The 19,326-nt window shown below is 65.8% G+C and carries 19 protein-coding genes and 1 pseudogene; 8 read left to right on the forward strand and 12 right to left on the reverse strand.

Annotated elements, in window-relative coordinates:
- Positions 1 to 9 precede the first annotated feature (9 nt).
- Together QM615_RS14955 and QM615_RS14960 are read left to right on the forward strand one after the other, a co-directional pair.
- Positions 10 to 1,476 carry a dihydroorotase gene (locus tag QM615_RS14955; RefSeq protein WP_283347532.1) on the forward strand — a complete coding sequence of 489 codons (1,467 nt, stop codon included), beginning with the start codon at positions 10 to 12 and terminating at the stop codon, positions 1,474 to 1,476.
- Positions 1,473 to 2,663, forward strand: coding sequence for a CaiB/BaiF CoA transferase family protein (locus QM615_RS14960; RefSeq protein ID WP_283347533.1), 1,191 nt, complete (start codon positions 1,473 to 1,475; stop codon positions 2,661 to 2,663). Before QM615_RS14955 ends, QM615_RS14960 begins: the two co-directional genes overlap by 4 nt.
- 238 nt (positions 2,664 to 2,901) lie before the next feature.
- On the opposite strand, the gene QM615_RS14965 is transcribed toward QM615_RS14960, so the two are convergent.
- Together QM615_RS14965 and QM615_RS14970 are read right to left on the reverse strand one after the other, a co-directional pair.
- Positions 2,902 to 3,828 (reverse strand): ABC transporter substrate-binding protein, encoded by a 927-nt coding sequence (locus QM615_RS14965; RefSeq protein WP_283347664.1) that lies wholly within the window; start codon positions 3,826 to 3,828, stop codon positions 2,902 to 2,904.
- Positions 3,829 to 3,903: 75 nt separating this feature from the next.
- On the reverse strand, positions 3,904 to 6,201 hold the full coding sequence (locus QM615_RS14970; protein WP_283347534.1) for an ATP-binding cassette domain-containing protein: 2,298 nt from the start codon (positions 6,199 to 6,201) through the stop codon (positions 3,904 to 3,906).
- A gap of 172 nt (positions 6,202 to 6,373) precedes the next feature.
- Between QM615_RS14970 and QM615_RS14975 the strand changes: the two genes are divergently transcribed.
- Positions 6,374 to 6,823 (forward strand): hypothetical protein, encoded by a 450-nt coding sequence (locus tag QM615_RS14975; protein ID WP_283347535.1) that lies wholly within the window; start codon positions 6,374 to 6,376, stop codon positions 6,821 to 6,823.
- A 1-nt stretch (position 6,824) separates the two neighbouring features.
- Here the strand turns inward: QM615_RS14975 and QM615_RS14980 are convergent, their stop codons facing one another.
- The 4 genes and pseudogenes from QM615_RS14980 to QM615_RS14995 form a co-directional block, all read right to left on the reverse strand.
- Positions 6,825 to 7,364 (reverse strand): DUF2231 domain-containing protein, encoded by a 540-nt coding sequence (locus QM615_RS14980; protein ID WP_283347536.1) that lies wholly within the window; start codon positions 7,362 to 7,364, stop codon positions 6,825 to 6,827.
- A gap of 314 nt (positions 7,365 to 7,678) precedes the next feature.
- Positions 7,679 to 9,475, reverse strand: coding sequence for a DUF222 domain-containing protein (locus QM615_RS14985; protein ID WP_283347537.1), 1,797 nt, complete (start codon positions 9,473 to 9,475; stop codon positions 7,679 to 7,681).
- Positions 9,476 to 9,521: 46 nt separating this feature from the next.
- Positions 9,522 to 9,767, reverse strand: coding sequence for a DUF3253 domain-containing protein (locus QM615_RS14990; RefSeq protein ID WP_502941883.1), 246 nt, complete (start codon positions 9,765 to 9,767; stop codon positions 9,522 to 9,524).
- Positions 9,768 to 9,788: 21 nt separating this feature from the next.
- Positions 9,789 to 9,962: pseudogene (locus QM615_RS14995) on the reverse strand (DUF2256 domain-containing protein); the annotation flags it as partial.
- On the opposite strand from QM615_RS14995, the gene QM615_RS15000 reads away from it, so the two are divergent.
- Positions 9,955 to 10,506, forward strand: coding sequence for a peptide deformylase (locus tag QM615_RS15000; RefSeq protein ID WP_283347666.1), 552 nt, complete (start codon positions 9,955 to 9,957; stop codon positions 10,504 to 10,506). The pseudogene QM615_RS14995 and the gene QM615_RS15000 overlap by 8 nt on opposite strands.
- On the opposite strand, the gene QM615_RS15005 is transcribed toward QM615_RS15000, so the two are convergent.
- Both QM615_RS15005 and QM615_RS15010 read right to left on the reverse strand, forming a co-directional pair.
- On the reverse strand, positions 10,507 to 10,947 hold the full coding sequence (locus QM615_RS15005) for an MTB12 C-terminal domain-containing protein (RefSeq protein WP_283347538.1): 441 nt from the start codon (positions 10,945 to 10,947) through the stop codon (positions 10,507 to 10,509). It lies immediately after the preceding gene.
- Complete coding sequence (locus QM615_RS15010; RefSeq protein ID WP_283347539.1) at positions 10,944 to 11,279, reverse strand: hypothetical protein; 336 nt, start codon at positions 11,277 to 11,279, stop codon at positions 10,944 to 10,946. Before QM615_RS15010 ends, QM615_RS15005 begins: the two co-directional genes overlap by 4 nt.
- 108 nt (positions 11,280 to 11,387) lie before the next feature.
- Here QM615_RS15010 and QM615_RS15015 point away from each other — a divergent pair, with 108 nt between their 5' ends.
- Positions 11,388 to 11,801 carry a DUF6992 family protein gene (locus tag QM615_RS15015; protein WP_283347540.1) on the forward strand — a complete coding sequence of 138 codons (414 nt, stop codon included), beginning with the start codon at positions 11,388 to 11,390 and terminating at the stop codon, positions 11,799 to 11,801.
- Between the two features lie 142 nt (positions 11,802 to 11,943).
- Entirely contained in the window at positions 11,944 to 13,212 is a 1,269-nt protein-coding gene (locus tag QM615_RS15020) for a glycoside hydrolase family 183 protein (RefSeq protein WP_283347541.1), read from the forward strand.
- Here QM615_RS15020 and QM615_RS15025 read toward each other — a convergent pair.
- Both QM615_RS15025 and QM615_RS15030 read right to left on the reverse strand, forming a co-directional pair.
- Positions 13,145 to 13,807, reverse strand: a complete 663-nt coding sequence (locus QM615_RS15025) for a hypothetical protein (RefSeq protein ID WP_283347542.1) — start codon at positions 13,805 to 13,807, stop codon at positions 13,145 to 13,147. The genes QM615_RS15020 and QM615_RS15025 overlap by 68 nt on opposite strands.
- Positions 13,804 to 14,760 (reverse strand): hypothetical protein, encoded by a 957-nt coding sequence (locus tag QM615_RS15030; RefSeq protein WP_283347543.1) that lies wholly within the window; start codon positions 14,758 to 14,760, stop codon positions 13,804 to 13,806. The genes QM615_RS15025 and QM615_RS15030 overlap by 4 nt, the downstream gene beginning before the upstream one ends.
- Before the next feature lie 166 nt (positions 14,761 to 14,926).
- Here QM615_RS15030 and QM615_RS15035 point away from each other — a divergent pair, with 166 nt between their 5' ends.
- Positions 14,927 to 16,285 (forward strand): acetamidase/formamidase family protein, encoded by a 1,359-nt coding sequence (locus QM615_RS15035; protein WP_283347544.1) that lies wholly within the window; start codon positions 14,927 to 14,929, stop codon positions 16,283 to 16,285.
- A gap of 72 nt (positions 16,286 to 16,357) precedes the next feature.
- Here the strand turns inward: QM615_RS15035 and QM615_RS15040 are convergent, their stop codons facing one another.
- Positions 16,358 to 16,975 (reverse strand): TetR/AcrR family transcriptional regulator, encoded by a 618-nt coding sequence (locus QM615_RS15040; protein WP_283347545.1) that lies wholly within the window; start codon positions 16,973 to 16,975, stop codon positions 16,358 to 16,360.
- A gap of 85 nt (positions 16,976 to 17,060) precedes the next feature.
- Between QM615_RS15040 and QM615_RS15045 the strand changes: the two genes are divergently transcribed.
- The gene (locus QM615_RS15045; RefSeq protein ID WP_283347546.1) at positions 17,061 to 18,413 is read left to right on the forward strand and encodes a cytochrome P450; all 1,353 of its coding nucleotides are present in this window, start codon (positions 17,061 to 17,063) and stop codon (positions 18,411 to 18,413) included.
- Positions 18,414 to 18,415: 2 nt separating this feature from the next.
- Here QM615_RS15045 and QM615_RS15050 read toward each other — a convergent pair whose 3' ends face one another.
- A complete protein-coding gene (locus QM615_RS15050; protein WP_283347547.1) occupies positions 18,416 to 19,279 on the reverse strand; it encodes an alpha/beta fold hydrolase in 864 nt (287 codons plus the stop codon).
- Positions 19,280 to 19,326 lie beyond the last annotated feature (47 nt).

Consider the following 19,326-nt stretch of genomic DNA (forward strand, 5'->3'; position numbering starts at 1 on the left):
AGGACCACCATGTCAACGCTGTTGATCACCAATGCGCGCGTAGTTCGACCAGGATCCGACGCCCCCGACGAGGGCGAGTTTCTGGACCTGCTGATCGAAGACGGCAAGTTCACTCGCATCGAAGCGAATATCGATGCCTCGGCAGCAGATACCGTCATCGACGCGGCCGGCAAGGTCGCGTTCCCCGGTGTCGTCGACGCACACCAGCACTGGGGCATCTACAACTCCCTCGGTGACGACGCCGAGACCGAGTCGCGGGCGTGTGTCCAGGGCGGCGTCACCACGTCGCTCTCCTACATGCGGACCGGGCAGTACTACATGAACACCGGTGGTTCGTACGCGGATGTGTTCCCCAAGGTCCTCGATGCCACCGAGGGGCGCCCCTACGTCGACTACGCGTACCACCTCGCGCCGATGTCGAAGGAACACATCGACGAAATCCCTGCGCTCATCGCAGATCACGGCGTCACGTCGTTCAAGATCTTCATGTTCTACGGCAGCCACGGGCTGCACGGCCGGTCCACCGATCAGAGCGAATTCCTCATGACACCCGAGGGCGAGCGCTACGACCTGGCGCACTTCGAGTTCGTCATGCGCGGCATCCAGGCTGCCCGAGAGCAGATGGGCGACAAGGCCGATCACATCTCGCTGTCGCTGCACTGCGAGACCGCGGAGATCATGAGCGCGTACACCAAGATCGTCGAGGAGGACGGCACTCTCGAGGGCCTCGCGGCATACAGTGCGTCGCGGCCACCGCACTCCGAGGGCCTCGCCGTCACCATCGCGTCGTTCCTCGCCGACGAGACGCAGCTGCCCAACATCAACCTGCTCCACCTGTCCTCGCGCAAGGCGTTGACCGCGGCGATGCGGATGGCAAAGGCGTTCCCGCACGTCAACTTCCGCCGCGAGGTCACCATCGGGCACCTGCTGGCCGACATCGACACCGCCTACGGACTCGGCGGCAAGGTCAACCCGCCGCTGCGCCCGCGCGACGACGTCGAAGCACTGTGGGAGCACCTGCTCGCCGGTGACATCGACTGGGTCGTCAGTGATCACGCCTGCTGCAAGGACGAGAAGAAGTTCGCCGAGGACCGGGGCGACATCTTCGCCGCGAAGTCCGGCTTCGGTGGTGCGGAATACCTGCTGCCCGGTCTCGTCAGCGAAGGACGCAAGCGCGGCCTGAGCTGGCGTCGTATCGCCGAGCTCACGTCACTGAACCCGGCCCGCCGTTACGGGCTGCCGGGCAAGGGAGACATCGCCGTCGGCATGGACGCAGACATCGCCCTCATCGACCCCGATCAAACCTGGACCGTGCGACCGGAGGATTCCGAGTCGGCTCAGGAGTACACGCCGTTCGAGGGATTCGAGCTCGGTGCCAAGGTGACCGACACGTTCGTCCGTGGTCAGCGGGTACTCGCCGACGGTGCCGTCGCCGGTGCTCCCGCAGGCCGCTACCTGCACCGTCCGTACCTGTGACGGGCCCACTGGAGGGCATCAAGGTTCTCGACATCTCGACGATCCTGGCAGGCCCTCTCGTCGCGCAGATCCTGGGCGACTTCGGGGCCGAGGTCATCAAAATCGAGCACCCCACCAAGCCGGATGGCATGCGCGGACACGGTCTGGACAAGGACGGTCACCCACTGTGGTGGACGATGATCGGTCGCAACAAGCGGACGATGACCCTCGACCTCGGAAGCGCGCAGGGCGGAGCGCTCTTTCGCCGCCTCGCCGCGGAGGCCGACGTGGTGGTCGAGAACTTCCGGCCCGGGACCCTCGAACGCTGGGGGCTGGGATACGACGTGCTCTCCGAGCTCAACCCGGGTCTGATCCTGTTGCGCGTCACCGGCTTCGGTCAGACCGGACCGTACGCCACCAGGCCGGCCTTCGGCACGCTCGTCGAATCGATGAGCGGGTTCGCGCACCTGACCGGTGAAGCCGACGGGCCGCCGACACTTCCGGCGTTCGGATTGGCCGATTCCCTCGCCGGGATCGCGGGCTCGTCGGCCGTGTCGATGGCTCTGCTGCACCGCACCAACAACGGCGGTAAGGGGCAGCAGATCGATCTGGATCTGTTGAGCCCGATCATGGCCGCGGTCGGGCCGGGCGTCATCTACGCAGACCAGCTGGGGATCGATCAGGAGCGAACCGGGAACCGGTCCAGCAACAATGCGCCCCGCAACCTGTACAAGACCGCAGACGGGCATTGGTTGGCCATCTCCACGAGCGCCAATTCGATAGCCGAACGCGTGCTCGTGCTGGTGGGTCACCCCGAAGTGCTCGACGAACCGTGGTTCGCCACCGGGCGTCAGCGCGCCGCCCACGCGGACCTGTTGGACGAGTACGTCGGCGGCTGGATCGGCGAACGGACGAAGGACGTGGTGATCGACGAGTTCGAGAAGGCAGGGGCCGCAGTCGCTCCCGTCTACAAGCCGAGCGATCTGTTGTCCGATCCACAGGTCAACGCCATCGAGATGGTGACGACCGTCGAGGACGACGACCTCGGTCCCGTCCGGATGCAGAACGTCATGTGGCGGATGGGTGGCAGCCCCGGCCGCATCAGGTACACCGGCCGCAAGCACGGGGCCGACACCGACGAGGTGCTCACCGAAATAGGCTGCAGCGCCGACGAAATCGAGGCAATGCGGCGCGACAGCGTCGTGTAGAGCACGGCCAGTGCGCGGCAACGGTCCCCTTCGGCAGCACTGCCGAGGGGGACCGTTGCCGATGGACGCGTTATCGGGCCGGCCCTCGGTTCACGCCGGAACCTGTCTCACCACATCGGACGGCGGCCTTGGCCGATTAGCGCCTTACCCCATCGTCGCCGGGTGCACGCCGGAATCTGCTGCAGTGCAGCGGAAGGCGGCCGTGGCTGGCTGACGCGTTACCCCATCGTCGCTGGGTTCACGCCGGAATCTGCTGCACCACTGCGGCGACGGCCTCCACCTGGTCCGCGATTCGTGGCCCCCACCGACTCGACAGGTCCTCGTCCATCGGGAAGATCCTGCCGTCTCGGACGGCGGTCATCGAACCCCAGCCCGGCCGAGCCGCGACCGATTCGGCTGTGACGCCGCAGCATTGGGCGTCGGCGAGAAAGACCACGTCGGGGTCCGCGGTGATCACAGTCTCGGCGGACAGCTGCGGGTAGTCGCCGGCATCGGAACCGTCGGCGATGCTCTGCAGACCGAACAGGCCGTAGATCTGCCCGACGAAGCTCTGACTGGTCACCGTGTAGAGCGTGTCGTCGAGTTCGTGGAAGTACGTCAGCGGCTCTTCGCGGGTAGGCACGCTCGCGACCGCGGTATCGATCCGGTCACGCATCTGCGCGACCACCGCGTCGCCTTCGGCGTCGTGTCCGGTCGCGTCGGCCACTTGCTCGATCTGTGAGTACGCGTCGTCGAGGCTCGTCGCGGCCGGGACCAGCAGCGTCGGAATTCCGGCCTCGGCCAGAGTGGACGTGACGAGGCCGAGGTCGGTGGAGGTGATCACCAGATCGGGGTCGTACGCGACGATCGCCTCGAGGCTCGGCGTGAACGCCGAGAGCCCGGTATTCGGAGCGTCGGCGGGATAGTCCGACTGATCGTCGACGGCCGCCACCTGCTCACCCGCCCCGACGGCGTACAGGGTCTCCGTCGCCGTCGGGCTCAGCGAGACGATCGAACGAGGCATCTCGTCGATGGTCACGGTCCCGCCATCGGAGCCCGTCGCGATCGTCCTCGGAAACTCCCCGCTCGACGCCGTGGCCGAGGTGGCGGTCGGCGGGGAGTCCGTCGTCGCGCTGCCACACCCGGCCGCGACGAGCGCGACGACCGCGAACCCGGCTGAGATCATTCGTGCCGATCGACGCTGCACTGCAACTCCTGTGTGTCCGATGCCCCTTGGAGCGCCAACACTATCGGGTCGCGGTCAGCGCCCCAGGCTCCGTACCAGGTACGTGCCGGTGTGGGTGTCGGAGAGCACCAACTCGTCGACGGTTCCGGTGAAGGTGATCAGACCGCCGTTGTGTCCGCCGTCGGGTCCGAGGTCGATGACCCAATCGGCCGCGGCGATGACATCGAGGTTGTGTTCGATGACGATCACCGACCTGCCCTCGTCGACCATCCCGGACAGCAACGCGATCAGGTTCGACACGTCCGACGGGTGCAGACCGGTCGTCGGCTCGTCGAGAACCAGCACCGGCGACGACCCGACCAGTTCGGTGGCGAGTTTGAGCCGTTGACGCTCGCCGCCGGAGAGCGACGACAGGTTCTGGCCGAGAGAGAGGTAGCCGAGCCCGACGTCCCGGCACCGGCGGAGGATGTCGCGGATCTTCCTGACCTCGAAGAAGTCCTGCGCGTCCTCGACGGACATCTCGAAGATGTCGGCGATGCTGATGCCGTCGACGGTGTGCCGGATCGCGCCCGACCTGAACCGCCTGCCCTGGCACGTCTCACAGGTGCTCGTCACCGGGTCGGTTAAACCGAGATCGGTGAAGATGACGCCGCTGCCCTGGCAGTCGGGGCACGCGCCGTCGGAGTTGGGCGAGAACAGCGACGGCGGTTGCCCGGTCTTCTTGGCGAAGTAGGCGCGGATCGGATCGAGCAGACCGGTGTAGGTCGCGGGGGAGGAGCGGCGCGATCCGCGGATGGGTGCCTGGTCGATGATGACGGCGTCCGGTGCGGCCTCACGGAGGTGGCCGTGGATGAGGCTCGACTTGCCGGAACCGGCGACCCCGGTCACCGCGGTCAGAACCCCGAGCGGCACGTCGACGCTGACATCGCGGAGATTGTGCGTGCTCGCTCCGGTGATGCTCAGCCAGCCCGAAGCGGCACGGGGAGTGCGCAATTCGACGCCCTCGCGCCGCAACGCGGCACCGGTCCTGGTGTCGGCGCTGCGGAGTTCGTCGTAGGTGCCCTCGAACACGACTGTGCCGCCGGCTTTTCCGGCACCGGGGCCGATCTCGACGATCCGGTCGGCGATGGCCATGACCTCGGGGTCGTGCTCGACGACGAGGACGGTGTTGCCCTTGTCGCGCAGCGCGAGCAACATGTCGTCGAGGCGGTGAACGTCGCGGGGATGCAGGCCTGTCGTCGGTTCGTCGAAGACGTAGAGCATGTCGTTGAGGGTGGCTCCGAGGTGCCGCACCATCTTGATTCGCTGCGATTCACCGCCCGACAGCGACGACGTCGCCCGGTCCAGGCTGAGGTAGCCGAGACCGAGGTCGACGAGTCTTCGCAGCTGCGTGACGATTTCGGCGGTGACCGTACCCAGGCCGTTGATCTGCCATCCGTCGATGCGGTCGGCGAGTTCGGACACCTGCATCGCGAACGCGTCGGGCAGAGACAGGCCCTCGAGGGTGGCACCGCGGATGGTCTCGTTGTAGCGGGAGCCGCCGCAGGACTCGCAGACGCCGCGCGTGACGATGCGCTCGAACGCGAGCTTGGCCTTGCCCTTGAGGGCATCGGCGTCCTTCGCGAGGTAGCTGCGCCGGAACCGGGACACGATCCCCTCGTAGCTCTTCATGACGGCGTCGGGGTTCAGCACGTCGACCTCGCCGGGCTTGGCGTCGAAGAAGATGTGGCGCTCGCGGGCGGAGTATTGCTCGATCGGGACGTCGAGATCGAACAGGCCCGAGTCGGCGAACACCCGATACGGCCATTTGCCGACCTCGAAGTCCGGATGCTTGAACGGCCCCTCGCGCAGGGACTTCGACTCGTCCACGAGTTCGCCGAGGTCCACGACCTTCGCCTCGCCTAGCCCCTCGCACTCGAGGCACATGCCGGCCGGGTCGTTGAACGAGAACGCGTTCGCGAACCCGATCGTCGGGGTGACGCCGCGGGACCAGAGCATGCGCAGCCAGTCGCCGATGTCGGTGATGGTGCCGACCGTCGACCGTGGTCCACCGAACAGGCGCTTCTGGTCGACGATCACGACGGCCGAGAGGTTCGCGATCAGGTCGGCGTCGGGGCGACCGTAGGACGGAAGAAATGTCTGCGCGAACGCGGTGAACGTGGAGTTGATCTGGCGTTGAGCTTCGGCAGCGATGGTGTCGAAGACCAGTGATGACTTCCCCGACCCGGAGACGCCCGCGAACACGACGAGCGAACGCTTGGGCAGGTCGAGGTTCACGTCGCGGAGATTGTTCTCGCGTGCTCCGCGGACGAGGATGGTGGACAGTTCGTCGGTGGATGGTTGAGCTGGTGTCGTCGGCTGGGCCTGGGTCATGTGCGCTTCGGTCGCCTTTCGCCGCCCCCGACGCTGGTTCGTCCGGGGCCGCCGCAGTTTACCGTACGGTGTACGGAAATGCTACCGGTGATGGCTGGTAACAGACTTACCGGTCTGGCGATCTCACATGGTGCCGGTTGCATCAGGCCATCGGTCGTGTCGAAAGGTCTCCATGACGAGCAACAGTCGTTCCCGCGTGCAGTCGGTCATCGTGCTCGCCCTTCCTGTGATCGTCCTCGCGGGCTGCGGATCAACGGATTCTTCCGAGCCCGAAGTGCGGACCGAAGTGCGGACCGTGACCGTGGAGGCGACCACGCCCGCACCGACACCGGTCGAGAGGATCGTTGTCCCGGACACCACCGCGACCGAGCCGCCCGCGGCGGAGCCTGTCCTCGCAGCCATGCCTTCGGTCGTGTGCATGAATCTGCAGTCCGCCCAGAACGCGATCCAGGCGGCAGGGATCTTCTACTCCCGGAGCGTCGATGCGTCCGGTGCGAGCCGGATGCAGGTCAACGACTCGAACTGGATTGTCGTGGCACAGGATCCGCAAGCAGGGGTGCTCGTCGGAGAGGGCGATGCTCTGCTGTCTGCGGTGAAGATCGGGGAGCCGAACAACTGCTGAATCAGCGGCGAAGGCTGTGCTTGCCCGCTGGAGCCGGTTCCTGCTCGGTCGAGCTGTAGGCGAGGTGGCCTCCAATGAGGCCGCCGACGCTCGCTGTTGCCAGACCGGCCGCAGCCAGGGACTTGGCGATGCCATCGGTCTGCTTGCGGCGCCGTAGGTAGGAGCCGAGGAAGAGGAAGACGCCGGTCGCGTTGGAGGCCGCGTGGATCATCCCGACGCGTCGCTGGCGGGTGTTCATCGTCGACCAGTCGGCCCATCCGGTGGCGATGGCTGCCGGCGCGGACACGAGCCCGAGGGAGATGACGAGCTTGCTCGCTCTCGACTGGTGATTCAGCAGGTCGAGGGCAACGGCGCTGGTCCAGCTGCCGATGGTGACGTTGACGAGAGCCGGGTGGATGGGGTGACCGATCCACCGTCCCCGGAGCGCGCTGCCGACGGTGCTGTCGTCGAGTGCGGGCTCGAGGACGCCGTTGATGGCGTTGCTGGCTCCGTCGAGGAACGATGCCGATTCGAGGCTGTCCAGTGCTTGCTTGAGTGTCATACCGGGGCGGATGCCCCGCTGGGGATGTGCCAACCCCAAGGGCAGCCAAACACGGGGCGGAATTCGGACTTCACTGCGGCACGGGGCGGACGCCGCGGACGGCGAGTTCTGCGGTCGGCAACGCAGCCTCGATCGTCCTGGCGCGAGGATCGAGGGCGCAACTGTGTCGACGCCGAACAACGAGTAGTGCCGTCATTCGCGTTGCCGGCCGAGGGGGCGTTCGCGTGGGAGCGAGCCCCTCCAACGCAGTCGACGACGAGTCGCCACACGTGGGTGTGGGTCTTCTGGTGCGTGTGCTGGGTGGTTTTCTCTTGTCAGGCTGCTCGCTGTTTTCGGCGGTGGTAGCTGGGGAGCGGTTGTCTGCTCGGGTCAACGGATTCGGGTGGGATGGCGTAGGGGTGTCCGTCGTCGCCCATGATCAGTTGCCAGTCGCCGCGGTGGACGAGGCGGTGGCATTCTCCGCAGACCAGGGCGAGGTTGTTCAGGTCGGTGGGGCCGCCGTGTTCCCAGAATTTCACGTGGTGGGCTTGGCACCACTGCGCGGGCCGGCCGCACATCACGCAGCATCTGTCGCGGATGGTCAGGGCGATGCGTTGGTCGTCGGTGGCCAGTCTGGTGGTGCGGCCGAGCGCGAGCGGGACGCCGTGGTGGTCGACGATGACCGGGGTGAGGTCGGCATCGCAGGTGAGAAGCTCGGCGAGGGAACGGCTCATCGGCCCGGTCCAGTGCAAGTGGAACGGCCACTCGGCATCGCCCGGCCCGGGAACGGACTTGTCCCCGGCATCACTATCGCCAGGATCACTACCACCGGGAGCATCACCACCGGGATCACTACCACCGGGATCACTACCACCGGGAGCATCACCACCGGCATCGCTACGACCGACACCATCGCCGCGCGAATCGCCGATTTGGAAACTGTCGTCTGCGGCACTCTCTCTGGTTCGGTGACCGCTGTCGGCATCGGTTTCGGGACCCGCGGTGACAGCACCGGTTCGTGAGTTGTCGTCGGTGCCAGCACTTTCGTGGACGCGGCGGCCGGTGCCACGATCGGCACCGGCACCGGCACCGGCACCGGCACCGGCACCGGCATCACCGGTTCGGGCAGTGCCGTCGGCATCGGTTGTTGTCGAACCCGTTGGCGCGCCGGTAGTTTGCTTCTTTCCACGGTCGCTGAGCAACTCCCGCAGCGGGACGATCACATGCACCGACGCCCGCGACCCACCCGCCGTCCCGCGGCTGCCCCGTAGGTGCCGGTCGAGAATCAGATCGAGCGCATCGGCCCGGCGCTTCGACGGACTCCGCGGGTCACGCTCCCCACCCGGGCCCGGATGCGGTGCGGTCAACGTCGACAACACGGTGAGCAGCTTCTCCGCCAGGAGCCGGTCGACATCGCCCCCGACCTGGAAGCGACCACTGGCCAACCGGTGAACATCGAACCGATTCAGGCCCGGGTTCTCCGACACCGGCACCGGCCGCGGCCCCGACCGAACAGGCTCCGGCCCAGCAGGTTCGGGCCCACCGCCACCCGAACCACCGGCATCACCCGAGCCACCTGCATCACCCGAACCACCCGCGTCATTCCGGCCCGCCTGCTCCCGTTCCCGTTCGCGTCGTTGCTGCTCGGCCTTCTCGTGTCGGGCTCGCGCGTCCTCTGCCGCAGAATGCGCGAGAGCCTGCGCACGGGAGCCGACCTGCCCGGCGGTGCTGCGCATCGCGGTCTCGAGCAGTTCGGCGACGACAGCGTCGCGGCGCTGTTCGTCGAGGGTGGGGTCGGCGACCACCACGGTGGCGTAGCCGTCGGCGATCGCCGAGGCGTGCGCAGCATGGATCTCACCCCCGCCGAGGGCGTCGAGCACGATCGGCCGGTCGGTGAGCCACTGCCCCAGCTCCATCTGACGCGCAGCGGACCCGTCGGTGATGCGCACCGACCTCGCGTACCAGCGGGTGACCGTCGAATGCCCGAGTTTCATGGCCAGACCACGCCGCTCGATCTCCACCAGCATCGCGTATCTGGCTGCAGCGAGAGCGTTTTCGTGGGAGGACACCTCAGCGAGCGCGGACACCAATTCCTGGTCCCCGAGCCCCGACACATCCCCCGATGTCTTCACCCCACGAAAGCTATACCCACCCACCGACACGTTTCTGCGACGCCGGTCAACGCTTCCAACGAATACGGATCGGGCCCTTCGCGGTCGACGGATCGACGACGGATCCTTTCTGGGTGATCTCGACTTCTCCCGCGTCGACCATCCGGCGGGCGGCGCGGCGAACCGGTTCCATCAACTCCCGCCAACTGTCGTCGGACATGGCACGTGCGACGTCGGAGGGGCAGATCGTGGAGTCGCGGGACCGGGCGTCGAGCAGGGAACGGATCTTGTCTTCGAGTTCCTTGTCGGTGATGCTCACCTTGTGTCGCCGGCATGCGTCGCTGCAGTACTTGATGTCATCCCAGTTCTTCTCCCACTTCTTGCGCCATTCGATTCGCCGCCCGCACGATGCGCAGACCTTGTCTGCGGGTGGCGCAGTGGAGGAGCGACGAGAATGAGCCATGCTTCGACAGTAACCTCGTTGCACGGCGACTCGACCCATTCTCATTGCCGGTGACCCGCGGCTGACGACGGTCGCCGAACCCGTCACCGTGTTCGACGCCGAGTTGGCCGCGTTCGTGGAGGATCTGTTCGAGACCAACACCGCGGCGCACGGTGCCGGACTCGCCGCCAATCAAGTCGGCGACTCGCGTGCTGTGTTCGTCTACGACCTGAACGACGGCGGGGTCCGCCACCGTGGGCACGTGGTCAATCCAGTGCTCGAGACGTCGGCGATCCCGGAGACGATGCCTGACCCCGACGACGGTGAAGGGTGTCTGTCGGTACCGGGGGAGCGGTACCCGACCGGCCGCGCGGACTGGGCCCGCGTGACCGGTGTCGATGTGGAGAGCACTGCCGTGTCGGTCGAGGGCCACGGCTACCTGGCTCGGTGTCTGCAGCACGAGTCCGACCATCTGGCCGGTCACCTGTACCTCGACCGCCTGATCGGCCGCAATCAGCGTGCTGCGAAGAAGATGATCAAGGCGCGAGGATGGGTCGGACCCGGCAACAGCTGGCTGCCCGGGTCCGACTCCAATCCGTTCGGGTGGTGATCAGCAGACCCCAGTGACTGCGCACGCGGTCGCACGTTCGAGCTTCCAACGGCCCTCCGAGACGACGAAGCCGACCGAAACCACTGGCCCGATGGATGTTCCGCTCGCCTCCACCCGTCCGGGTGCGGCGGCGTCGACGCGGTCGAACGTCACGTCCGACATGACCCCGCCGTTGTCGAACAACACTGCGTTCTCCTCGGCCGTGCCTTCGAGTGCGTCGGCGCGGTCGGACCGCTCGGCCGTCCAGTCGAAAACGGTACGGAAGATGGCGGTCGCTTCGTCCGGGGTCGGGATGGCGGTGGGCGCGACGGAGGGAGGAGGGGGCGGGAACGACGACGGCGCAACGTTCACCGCGGCGTCGATGCCCAGCTCGGGTTCCGTTGCGGCGCAACCGGTGAGCGCGACGAGAGCCAGTCCGCAGAGCGCGCGGCCGACGTTCATCCGAACGGGTTGTAGACGTAGAGCATCCGGTAGTTCCACTCCGAGGATCCGGCCGGGATTCGAATCTCCGTCAGGACCCGGCCGTTCTGGGAGCACGAACCGCGGGCGTGAAACGACCAGCAATCGATCTGCTGACTCGTACCGAACGGGCTGACGATCAACGATTTTGTGCTGGCCGTGCCGTATGCCGCGGGGTCGAAGGCGCTCACGAAGTTCGCGGTCGAATCCTTGGGCCCGAACGGGTTGTCGTCGGGAGCGGCGGAGGCTGTCGGCGCGACGAGCACTGCGCCGCCGATCGCCAGCGCGACTCCGGCGAGGATCTTCTTCAGCATGGCGGCTCCGTTCGTTTCGAGCACGAATACTCAGTGCCCATGGGATCGGCCGCAACCGACCGCGCGTTACGAACCGGCTCCTTCCTCGAACGCGGCACACTGGAGTCCATGACAGCAATCGAAGCGCCCATCGTTGCCCAGCGGCTCGGCCGTCGTCTCACAGTGTGGGGCGGTGGAAGTGTGCTTGTTGGAACGGTGTTGGCGTTGCGAGGGTCGTCGCCTGCCTGGCGGGCGTTCGGTCAGCAGACCGCCGGGTGGGGAGCGATCGATGTGGCCATCGCCGGTGCCGGGGCGCTGAATTCCTCGGTCCCGACGTCGAAGAGCTTGACCAAGCTGTTGTGGATCAATGCCGGTCTCGATGTCCTCTACATCGCGACCGGTGCGCATATCGCTGTCAGGAAGCCTCGGTTCGGCGGCCGGATCACTGTTGACCAGGCGCTGGGCCACGGCACTGCCGTCGTCGTACAGGGCGCTGCTCTTCTCGTGTTGGACACGACGCACGCCCGCATGATTGCCGGCTAATCACACGAGTGTCATTCTCGCCGTAGGCATTTTGTCAAGCACCGACATGCTCGATTTGTTGCGCGACCAGTAGATTTGCGTAACACTCGTCCCATCAGTCACATCAGTATCGTGAGTCACACGGGGAACGGTGGGTTCGTCCATGCGTGTACGTAGTCGGCAGATCGCTGTCGGGGCTGTCCTGGCGCTGGCAGTGAGCGGGCTCAGTGCTCTGACCGCGCCGACCGTCTCCGCTGAGCCCTGTGGCGGCCTCGGTGGGCCGGGCTCGTCGCCGCTGTTCGGGTCGTCGGGCAGCGCCGGGATGTCGGGCAAGAACCCGCAGGGCCCTCAGGGGCCGCTTCCTCGGATCATCGGGAACACGCAGAGCATCGCCTGGGTCACCGGTCCGCAGAGTGTGAACGACACGTACAACGATCTCGCGATGTCCGGCACCGACCTCGGGATCACCTGGGACAACGGGGCCGGCCAGATCCTGATGGCCTTCGGCGACACGTTCGGAGACTGCTCCTCCGGCAATGCCCAGTGGCGCAGTAACGCGCTCTTCCGGTCGGACAAGGCGTCGACGAACCTGGCGCAGGGTATACAGATCGGTCCCGCCGACCCGGCGGACAACACTTCCGGTGCCGTCGTGCGCGCCGGCAGTCCGAACTACGCCGCCGAGATCATCTCGAGCGCAAAGCTACCGAGCGTCGAAGACACGACCATCCCGACCGCGGCCATCGCCATCGGCGGGACTCAGTACATCAACTACATGTCCGTGCAGAGTTGGGGCCCTCCCGGGCGCTGGGTCACGAACTACTCTGCGACGGCGAAATCGACCGACAACGGCCAGAATTGGACGACAGACCCGAGGACCATTCGCGTCAACAAGGGCGTCACGATTCCGGGCTTCACCAACGTCCACGAAAGCCAGGGCAAGTTCCAGCAGAGTGCCTACGTGCTGGGTCGCGACGGTGAGTACCTGTACCAGTTCGGCACTCCCAACGGACGATTCGGCGACGCCTTCGTCTCACGGGTGGCACCGAACGACATCGAGAATCTCGACGCGTACGAGTACTCGACGCAGGATCCGGATCCGACGAAGCAGTGGTCCAAGAACATCGGCGACACCGTTGCCATCGTCAAGGGCCCGGTCAGCGAGATGTCGGTTGCCTGGAACGATTACCTCGGCCGCTACGTGATGATGTACGGGGACGAGAACTCCCGAACCCTGGTCGCTCGCACTGCCGACAATCCCGAGGGTCCGTGGAGCGCTCCGAAGACGATCCTGGACGCCATTCAGACGGCCGGCGGTATCTACGCGCCGTTCATTCACCCGATGTCGAGCGGTAAAGACCTGTATTTCACTGCTTCTCGGTGGTCGGACTACAACGTGCTGCTGCTGAAGACGAACCTCGATGCACTGAAGTGATCTCCGTGGATCGTTCGACCGCAGCTTGCAGGTAGGCGTCCACATCGAGATCGTCCGGGGCGGAGAGTAATCCGCGCCGGATCGTCGAAAGATATCTGCTCGACGGTTCGCCGGGCTCTCGGACGATCGAACTGGTCAGCGTGAACGCGGGCCGTCCATCGATGTCCGGAAGTCGAAGCAGTGCATCGTATTTCCCACGGAAGCTCTCGTCCTTGCGATCCACTGCCAGTTGCGACCACTGTCCGACGGCCAGTGTCTCCGTCGCCCCGGCATCGATGGATGCGACGACGTTCTCGACCGCGGCCAGGTGAGCAAACTGGACGCGGTCGAGTAGATAGCCATGCGCTACAGACCGATTCGCGGTATCTACCGTCGTCGAGACGAACGCAGATGCTCCGGTCCACCGCCGCGAGACTCCGGCGAAGTACAGCGGATAGTCGATCCACAGCCATCTTTCCGCGGCAGGCAACGCTGTCGAGGGTGCCGGTGGGTGCGCACCGAATTCAGAGCTTTCGTCGGATCCCGTCAGGTAGGTGTAGAACCTCTCGCGCAGCAGATTCGACCCGTAGGAGACGTACCAGAGCTGACCGGTCACTCGGTCTCGAACAGCTGCCGGTATGCCTCGGCGAGCAGGTCGGCCGCGAGGTCATGGTTGTGTGACGCTGCGCCCGTTGAGTTTCCGGATCGCATCAACCTGGAGTTGAGGCCGTAGGCGAGGTCGTCGAACGTGTCGTCGTCGATGCCGAGGTCGACGTCCACATCTTCTTCCAGCAGCGCGCCGAGGTCGATCGACCACGACCACACGCGTTCGTCCCGGTGCGGACCGCGTCCTGCGCTGACCGTCTCGTTGGAGACCTCGAGCTGCTCGTCGGTGCGGTCGCGCGGAACGTTGGTGTTGATGCGCAGGTCCAGTTCGATCGTGTCGTCGTCGTGCACGATCTCGTCGACGCGGAGCGTCTCGAAGCCGCCGCACGTCAGCGTCACCAAGCGTCGCGGACCGGTCTCGGCGAGATCGTCGGACAGGGCAGCGATCTGCCACAGGTACTTCTCGGTGTTCGCCGGGTCGGGGATCGAGGAGTTGATGTAGTCGGCCACGATGCTGCGAATGGCGGGGTACGCGATGTGGTCGGACAGTTCCCAGAACTGCCTGCGCGCCTTGCCGACGGCCGCGTCGAGCAATGTCGCCCGCTTGGCTCTTTCCTTCGGCAGTGCGGATTTCGCGCTCGGTGCCTCGCCGATTTCACCGGGCTCCGAGGGGCGCTCTCGTAGGCGGGTCAGGCGCGACACGAGATCCTGCAACTGCTCGAGCTGGTCTGCGATGCCTGCGGTGAAGTCGAGTGCCTCGATGTCGGTCCACGCGTCGAGGTCCGCGGCGAACCGCGCGGCCACCGAATCTGCGTAGCCCACGTAGGCCGAGCCGTCGGTGAAGTGCAGAACGTACAGCCCGGCTCGGTGTTCCTTGGCCGCGAAGACCGTGGCGATGGATCCGGCGTCGGTGACGTCGAATCGCTCGAAGGTGAATCCGTCGGGTGTGGAGGCAGTCGGCATAGTGGTGAATCTACCGATGTGAGTGGGGAGCGCCTATTCTCGCGTTCGTCGTCGACGGCGGGAGTCATCCCAGTTGAGGTGCTGAGCACTTCGTCCGACGCGTGTTCGTAACTGCCGAGAAACACCTCCGGTCTACGTTCGAGATTCGGACAATTCAGGAGGCATCATGGCGCAGTCGATGGCGGAGCACGCGGCCGAGACGATCACCAAGGGAATCGGTCGGCGTGGTTTCATCCAAGCGGTGGCGGCCCTGGGCGCCGGCGTCGGAATCGCCGGAACGGCAGCGTGTTCGACGTCGTCGTCGACCACCGCCGCCGTGAGTTCGTCGGCCCCGGCACCGGTCGGCATTCTTCAGCCCGGATCAGGCGACATCTCCGGCGACCACTACCTGAGTTCCGAAGTCGACAAGGTCCTGTGGGGCTACGTCCCGACGGTCGAGTCCGAGTCGGTGCTGCAGATGAAGTCCGGTGAGACGGTGACCATCGACGCGCTCAGCCATGAGGGAATTCTCGAAGACCAGGGCCGCGATCCCGTCGAATTCTTCGGCGGCAAGGGCGTATCGGAGTCCGACGTGCTGCAGGACGCCATCGACATCGCCGGCGGGTACGACCGCACGGTGCGCAATTTCGACGTCGACGGCCCGCACGTGGTGACGGGCCCGGTGTTCGTCGAAGGTGCGCAGCGCGGCGATGTACTCAAGATCGAGACGCTCGAGGCGATTCCACGCGTTCCGTACGGAGTGGTGTCGAGCCGGCACGGCAAAGGTGCTCTGGCGGTCACTGCGTCCGGCGAGGCACCTGCAGGCATCAGCCTGGACGAGGTGATGCCGCCGATCGGAAACGATGGCAGGGCATCGGGTGACCCCACGCAGTACGGCAACATCTCCACGTTCACCGCAGTCGAGGACGGGCAGGGTGTGATGCGGTACGGCGATGCGGCCGTGCGCTTTCCGCTGCGTCCGTTCATGGGCATGATGGGCGTCGCGTTCGCCAGTGACCCAGGCCTGACGTCCCCCAATGCCAATTCGATTCCGCCGACGCTCGGCGGCGGCAACATCGACGTCGGCCTGCTCGGCGTCGGGTCGACGTTCTACCTCCCCGTGTTCGCGGAGGGTGCGTTGTTCTACGTCGGCGATCCGCACATGGCGATGGGCGACGGGGAGGTGGCGCTGACCGCGATGGAAGGTTCCCTGCGCGGCACGTTCCGCCTCACGGTCTGCAAGGCGGGCAGCGGGGATGCCCCGTCGGTCGCGTACTCGTATCCCTTTGCCGAGAACGAGGACTCGTGGATTCCCATCGGCCTGTCCGACCCGGACGGTGCTGTGGGCGGCCAGAGTTCGGACCTGAACGCCGCCATGCGTCGCGCCGTGGTCAATGCGCTCGACTTCCTCGAGACCGACCTCGGCATGGACCGGGCGACGGCCTATGCGTACCTCTCCGCGGCCGCGAACTTCACCGTGTCGCAGGTGGTCGACAAGACGGTCGGCGTGCACGGCCAGATCTCCAAGGCACACTTCGACCGGTAGGAGTGCGCTTCGGCGCAGTGGTGCGAATAAGTGCCCTCCGCCGCACTTATTCACGCCACTGCCGAAGGCACCTCAGCGGTGTGCCGTCGCGACGAGGTGGTGTGCGGCGGCGTCGACGATATCTGCTGGGCTGACGTCGATTTCGTCGTTCAACCAGGCGATGACCAGTTCGGCGAGTCCGCCGATGAACAGCAGACCGTTGATTTCGGATTGTGGTTGCGGCCAAGCCTGTTCGCCGAACAGCTCGCGAGATTGCTCGGCTACCAGATGGGCGAACGCGCGCATGGACTGTCGTCGGTAGTCCCGCAGTGAGTCGACGGCCAGTGACTCGATCATCGCGACGCGTCCCTTGCGGCGGTCGTCGGTGAGCACGCCGACGAACGCGGCGATGGCGTTGCGCACCTGTTCCTCGACGGTGGGGGCCGGGGAGTGCAGCGCGTCCAGAGCAGCGGCCCGGATCTCGTCGGATACCGACTCCACCACCTTCTCGAGCAAGTCCTCTTTGCTGGAAAAGCTTTGGTAGAAGTAGCGCTCGGTCAGCTTCGCCTCCGCGCAGATCGCGGTCATGGTCGTGTTCTGGGCACCGGCCGTCGAGAACACTTCGAGTCCGGCTTCGAGCAACCGCGCGCGACGGTCGGCGGTGCGATCGTCGGCACTCATGCCGTTGTAGCGGCGCGTTGTGGAAGCCATGGATAGATCTTGACAGAGGAAGCATGTGTGACGCAGACTACATCTCATCTGACAGGCCGCTCTGTCAGATTGACGGAGGTAGACGATGGCACGTGCTCTGGCTGCTCCACCTGCTGATTCAACGCTCCAACCGGTATACGGCGACGGCGGCATGCCCGTCGTGGGGCACACCCTCGAGTACATCCGCGACCCGCTGAAACTGCTCGGGAGTCGGTGGGAGAAATACGGCGAGGTGTCGTGGCTGACGATGGCCGGGCAGAAGTGGATCACCGTTCTCGGTCCGGACGCGTGCCAAGAGGTGTTGCAGAACGCAGACAAGGCGTTCGCGAACGGTGACGGCTGGTCGCTGCTGATCGGCCCGTTCTTCCACGGCGGGTTGATGCTGCTCGACTCCGACGAGCATCTCAAGCACCGACGAATCATGCAGCAGGCCTTCACGAGAGACCGACTCACCAAATCCGTCGAGGCGTTGAATCCTGTCACCGCAACCGGTTTGGACGCGTGGGAGGGTGGGCGCGACGTCCAGGTCTACCCGGCGCTCAAGGCTTTGACATTGGAGGTGGCAACGAGCATCTTCATGGGCGGCGCCGAGGGCAGCACCGAAGCCGAGATAGCCGAACTCAACTCCAGTTTCGTGGCGTGCGTCCAGGCCGCGACGTCGATCGTGCGCTATCGAGTTCCGGGAACGCGGTGGAAGCGTGGCCTCGACGGCCGAGCCATGCTCGAGCAGTTCTTCCGGCGCTACCTACCAGCGCGCCGCGCCACCGAGACCGACGACCTGTTCTCGGTTCTCTGCCACATCGAGGGGAACGACGGCGAGCGTTTCTCCGACGACGAAGTGATCGACCACATGATCTTCCTGCTGATGGCCGCACACGACACGTCGACGATCACGCTCTCGACGATGATGCAGTACCTCGGGCAGCATCCGGAGTGGCAGGGCAAGTGTCGTGCGGAATCCGATGCCCTCGGCACCGATGCGCCGACGCTTGCGCAACTCGATGAACTGCACAATGTCGATCTGGTGATGAAGGAATGCCTGCGGTTGGTCTCGCCCACTCCGGTGGTGGCGCGACGCGCTGTCAAGGACACCGAGGTGCAGGGGAAGTTCGTCCCCGCGGGGACGTACGCCTCGGTCGCGCCGCACTTCACGCACCACATGGAGCAGTACTGGCCCGACCCCGAGAAGTTCGACCCCGGCCGGTTCGCCGACGACCGCCGGGAGGACAAGGTGCACCGTTACGCGTGGGAGCCGTTCGGCGGAGGCGTGCACAAGTGCATCGGCATGTTCTTCGCAGGTGCGGAGATCAAGACGATCATGCACCACCTGCTGCTGCGGTTCGACTGGTCGGTCGACCCCGATTACGTTGCGCCGCTGAACTTCACGTCGCTGCCCTTCCCGGAGGACGGGCAGCCCGTGCAGCTACGCAAGCGGTAGGTCTATCCGGCGCGGTCGGCGAGCCAGCCGATGATGTCCGCGGTGATCTCGTCCCGGTTGGTCTCGTTGAGGATTTCGTGGCGCGCGCCGGGGTAGAGGGTGACGGTCACGTCGCTCATCCCGGCCTCGCGGTACCGGGCGGCGAGAGTCTCGATCAACTGTCCGCCGCCGGCGAGCGGGTCGTCGGTTCCCGAGGTGATGAGCAGCGGGAGGTCCGAGCGAATCTGCTCGAGATTGTGCGGGTCGGCCAGTTTGTCGGCCTCACCGAACAACGCGGGGACCGTCGACTCCGGGAGGTCGAACCCGCACAGAGGATCGGCGACGTACGCGTCCACTTCTGCCTCGTCGCGGGTGAGCCACTCGTATCCGGTGCGATGCTCGAAGGCGGCGTTGAACACGCTCAGATCGCCCGCAGGGGCATCGGCCATCCCGGCCGCGAGGATGTTCAAGGTCGTCGATCCCGACAGCACCACACCCTCGTACAGGTCGGATCGTTCGATCAGAACATGCTGCGCGGCAAACGAACCCATCGAATGCGCGAACAGGAACAGTGGCAGGTCCTGGTACTCGGTCAGCAACGATTCGCCCAACTGCTCGATGTCGGCCCACAATCCGGCGAATGCGGCGGCACCGAAATCGCCGGGGGTGTCGACGATCGACTGTCCGTGGCCGCGATGATCGGACGCGACGACGTGGAATCCGGCGTCGTTCAGGGCCGCGGCGAATCGGGCGTAGCGGCTGCCGTGCTCGGCGAGTCCGTGCGCGATCTGCACGACGCCGCGGACCGGATCGGCCGAGGTCGTCCAGGTGTAGGTGCTGATCTCGGTGTCGTCCTGCTTGGATACGAACGACGAAGCATTGGCCACGGGTGACTCCTCGAGACGGCGGTGGGGACGAAACTCGAACCTATCTC

Source organism: Rhodococcus sp. IEGM 1341, from assembly GCF_030056895.1.
Taxonomy (GTDB): Bacteria; Actinomycetota; Actinomycetes; order Mycobacteriales; family Mycobacteriaceae; genus Rhodococcoides.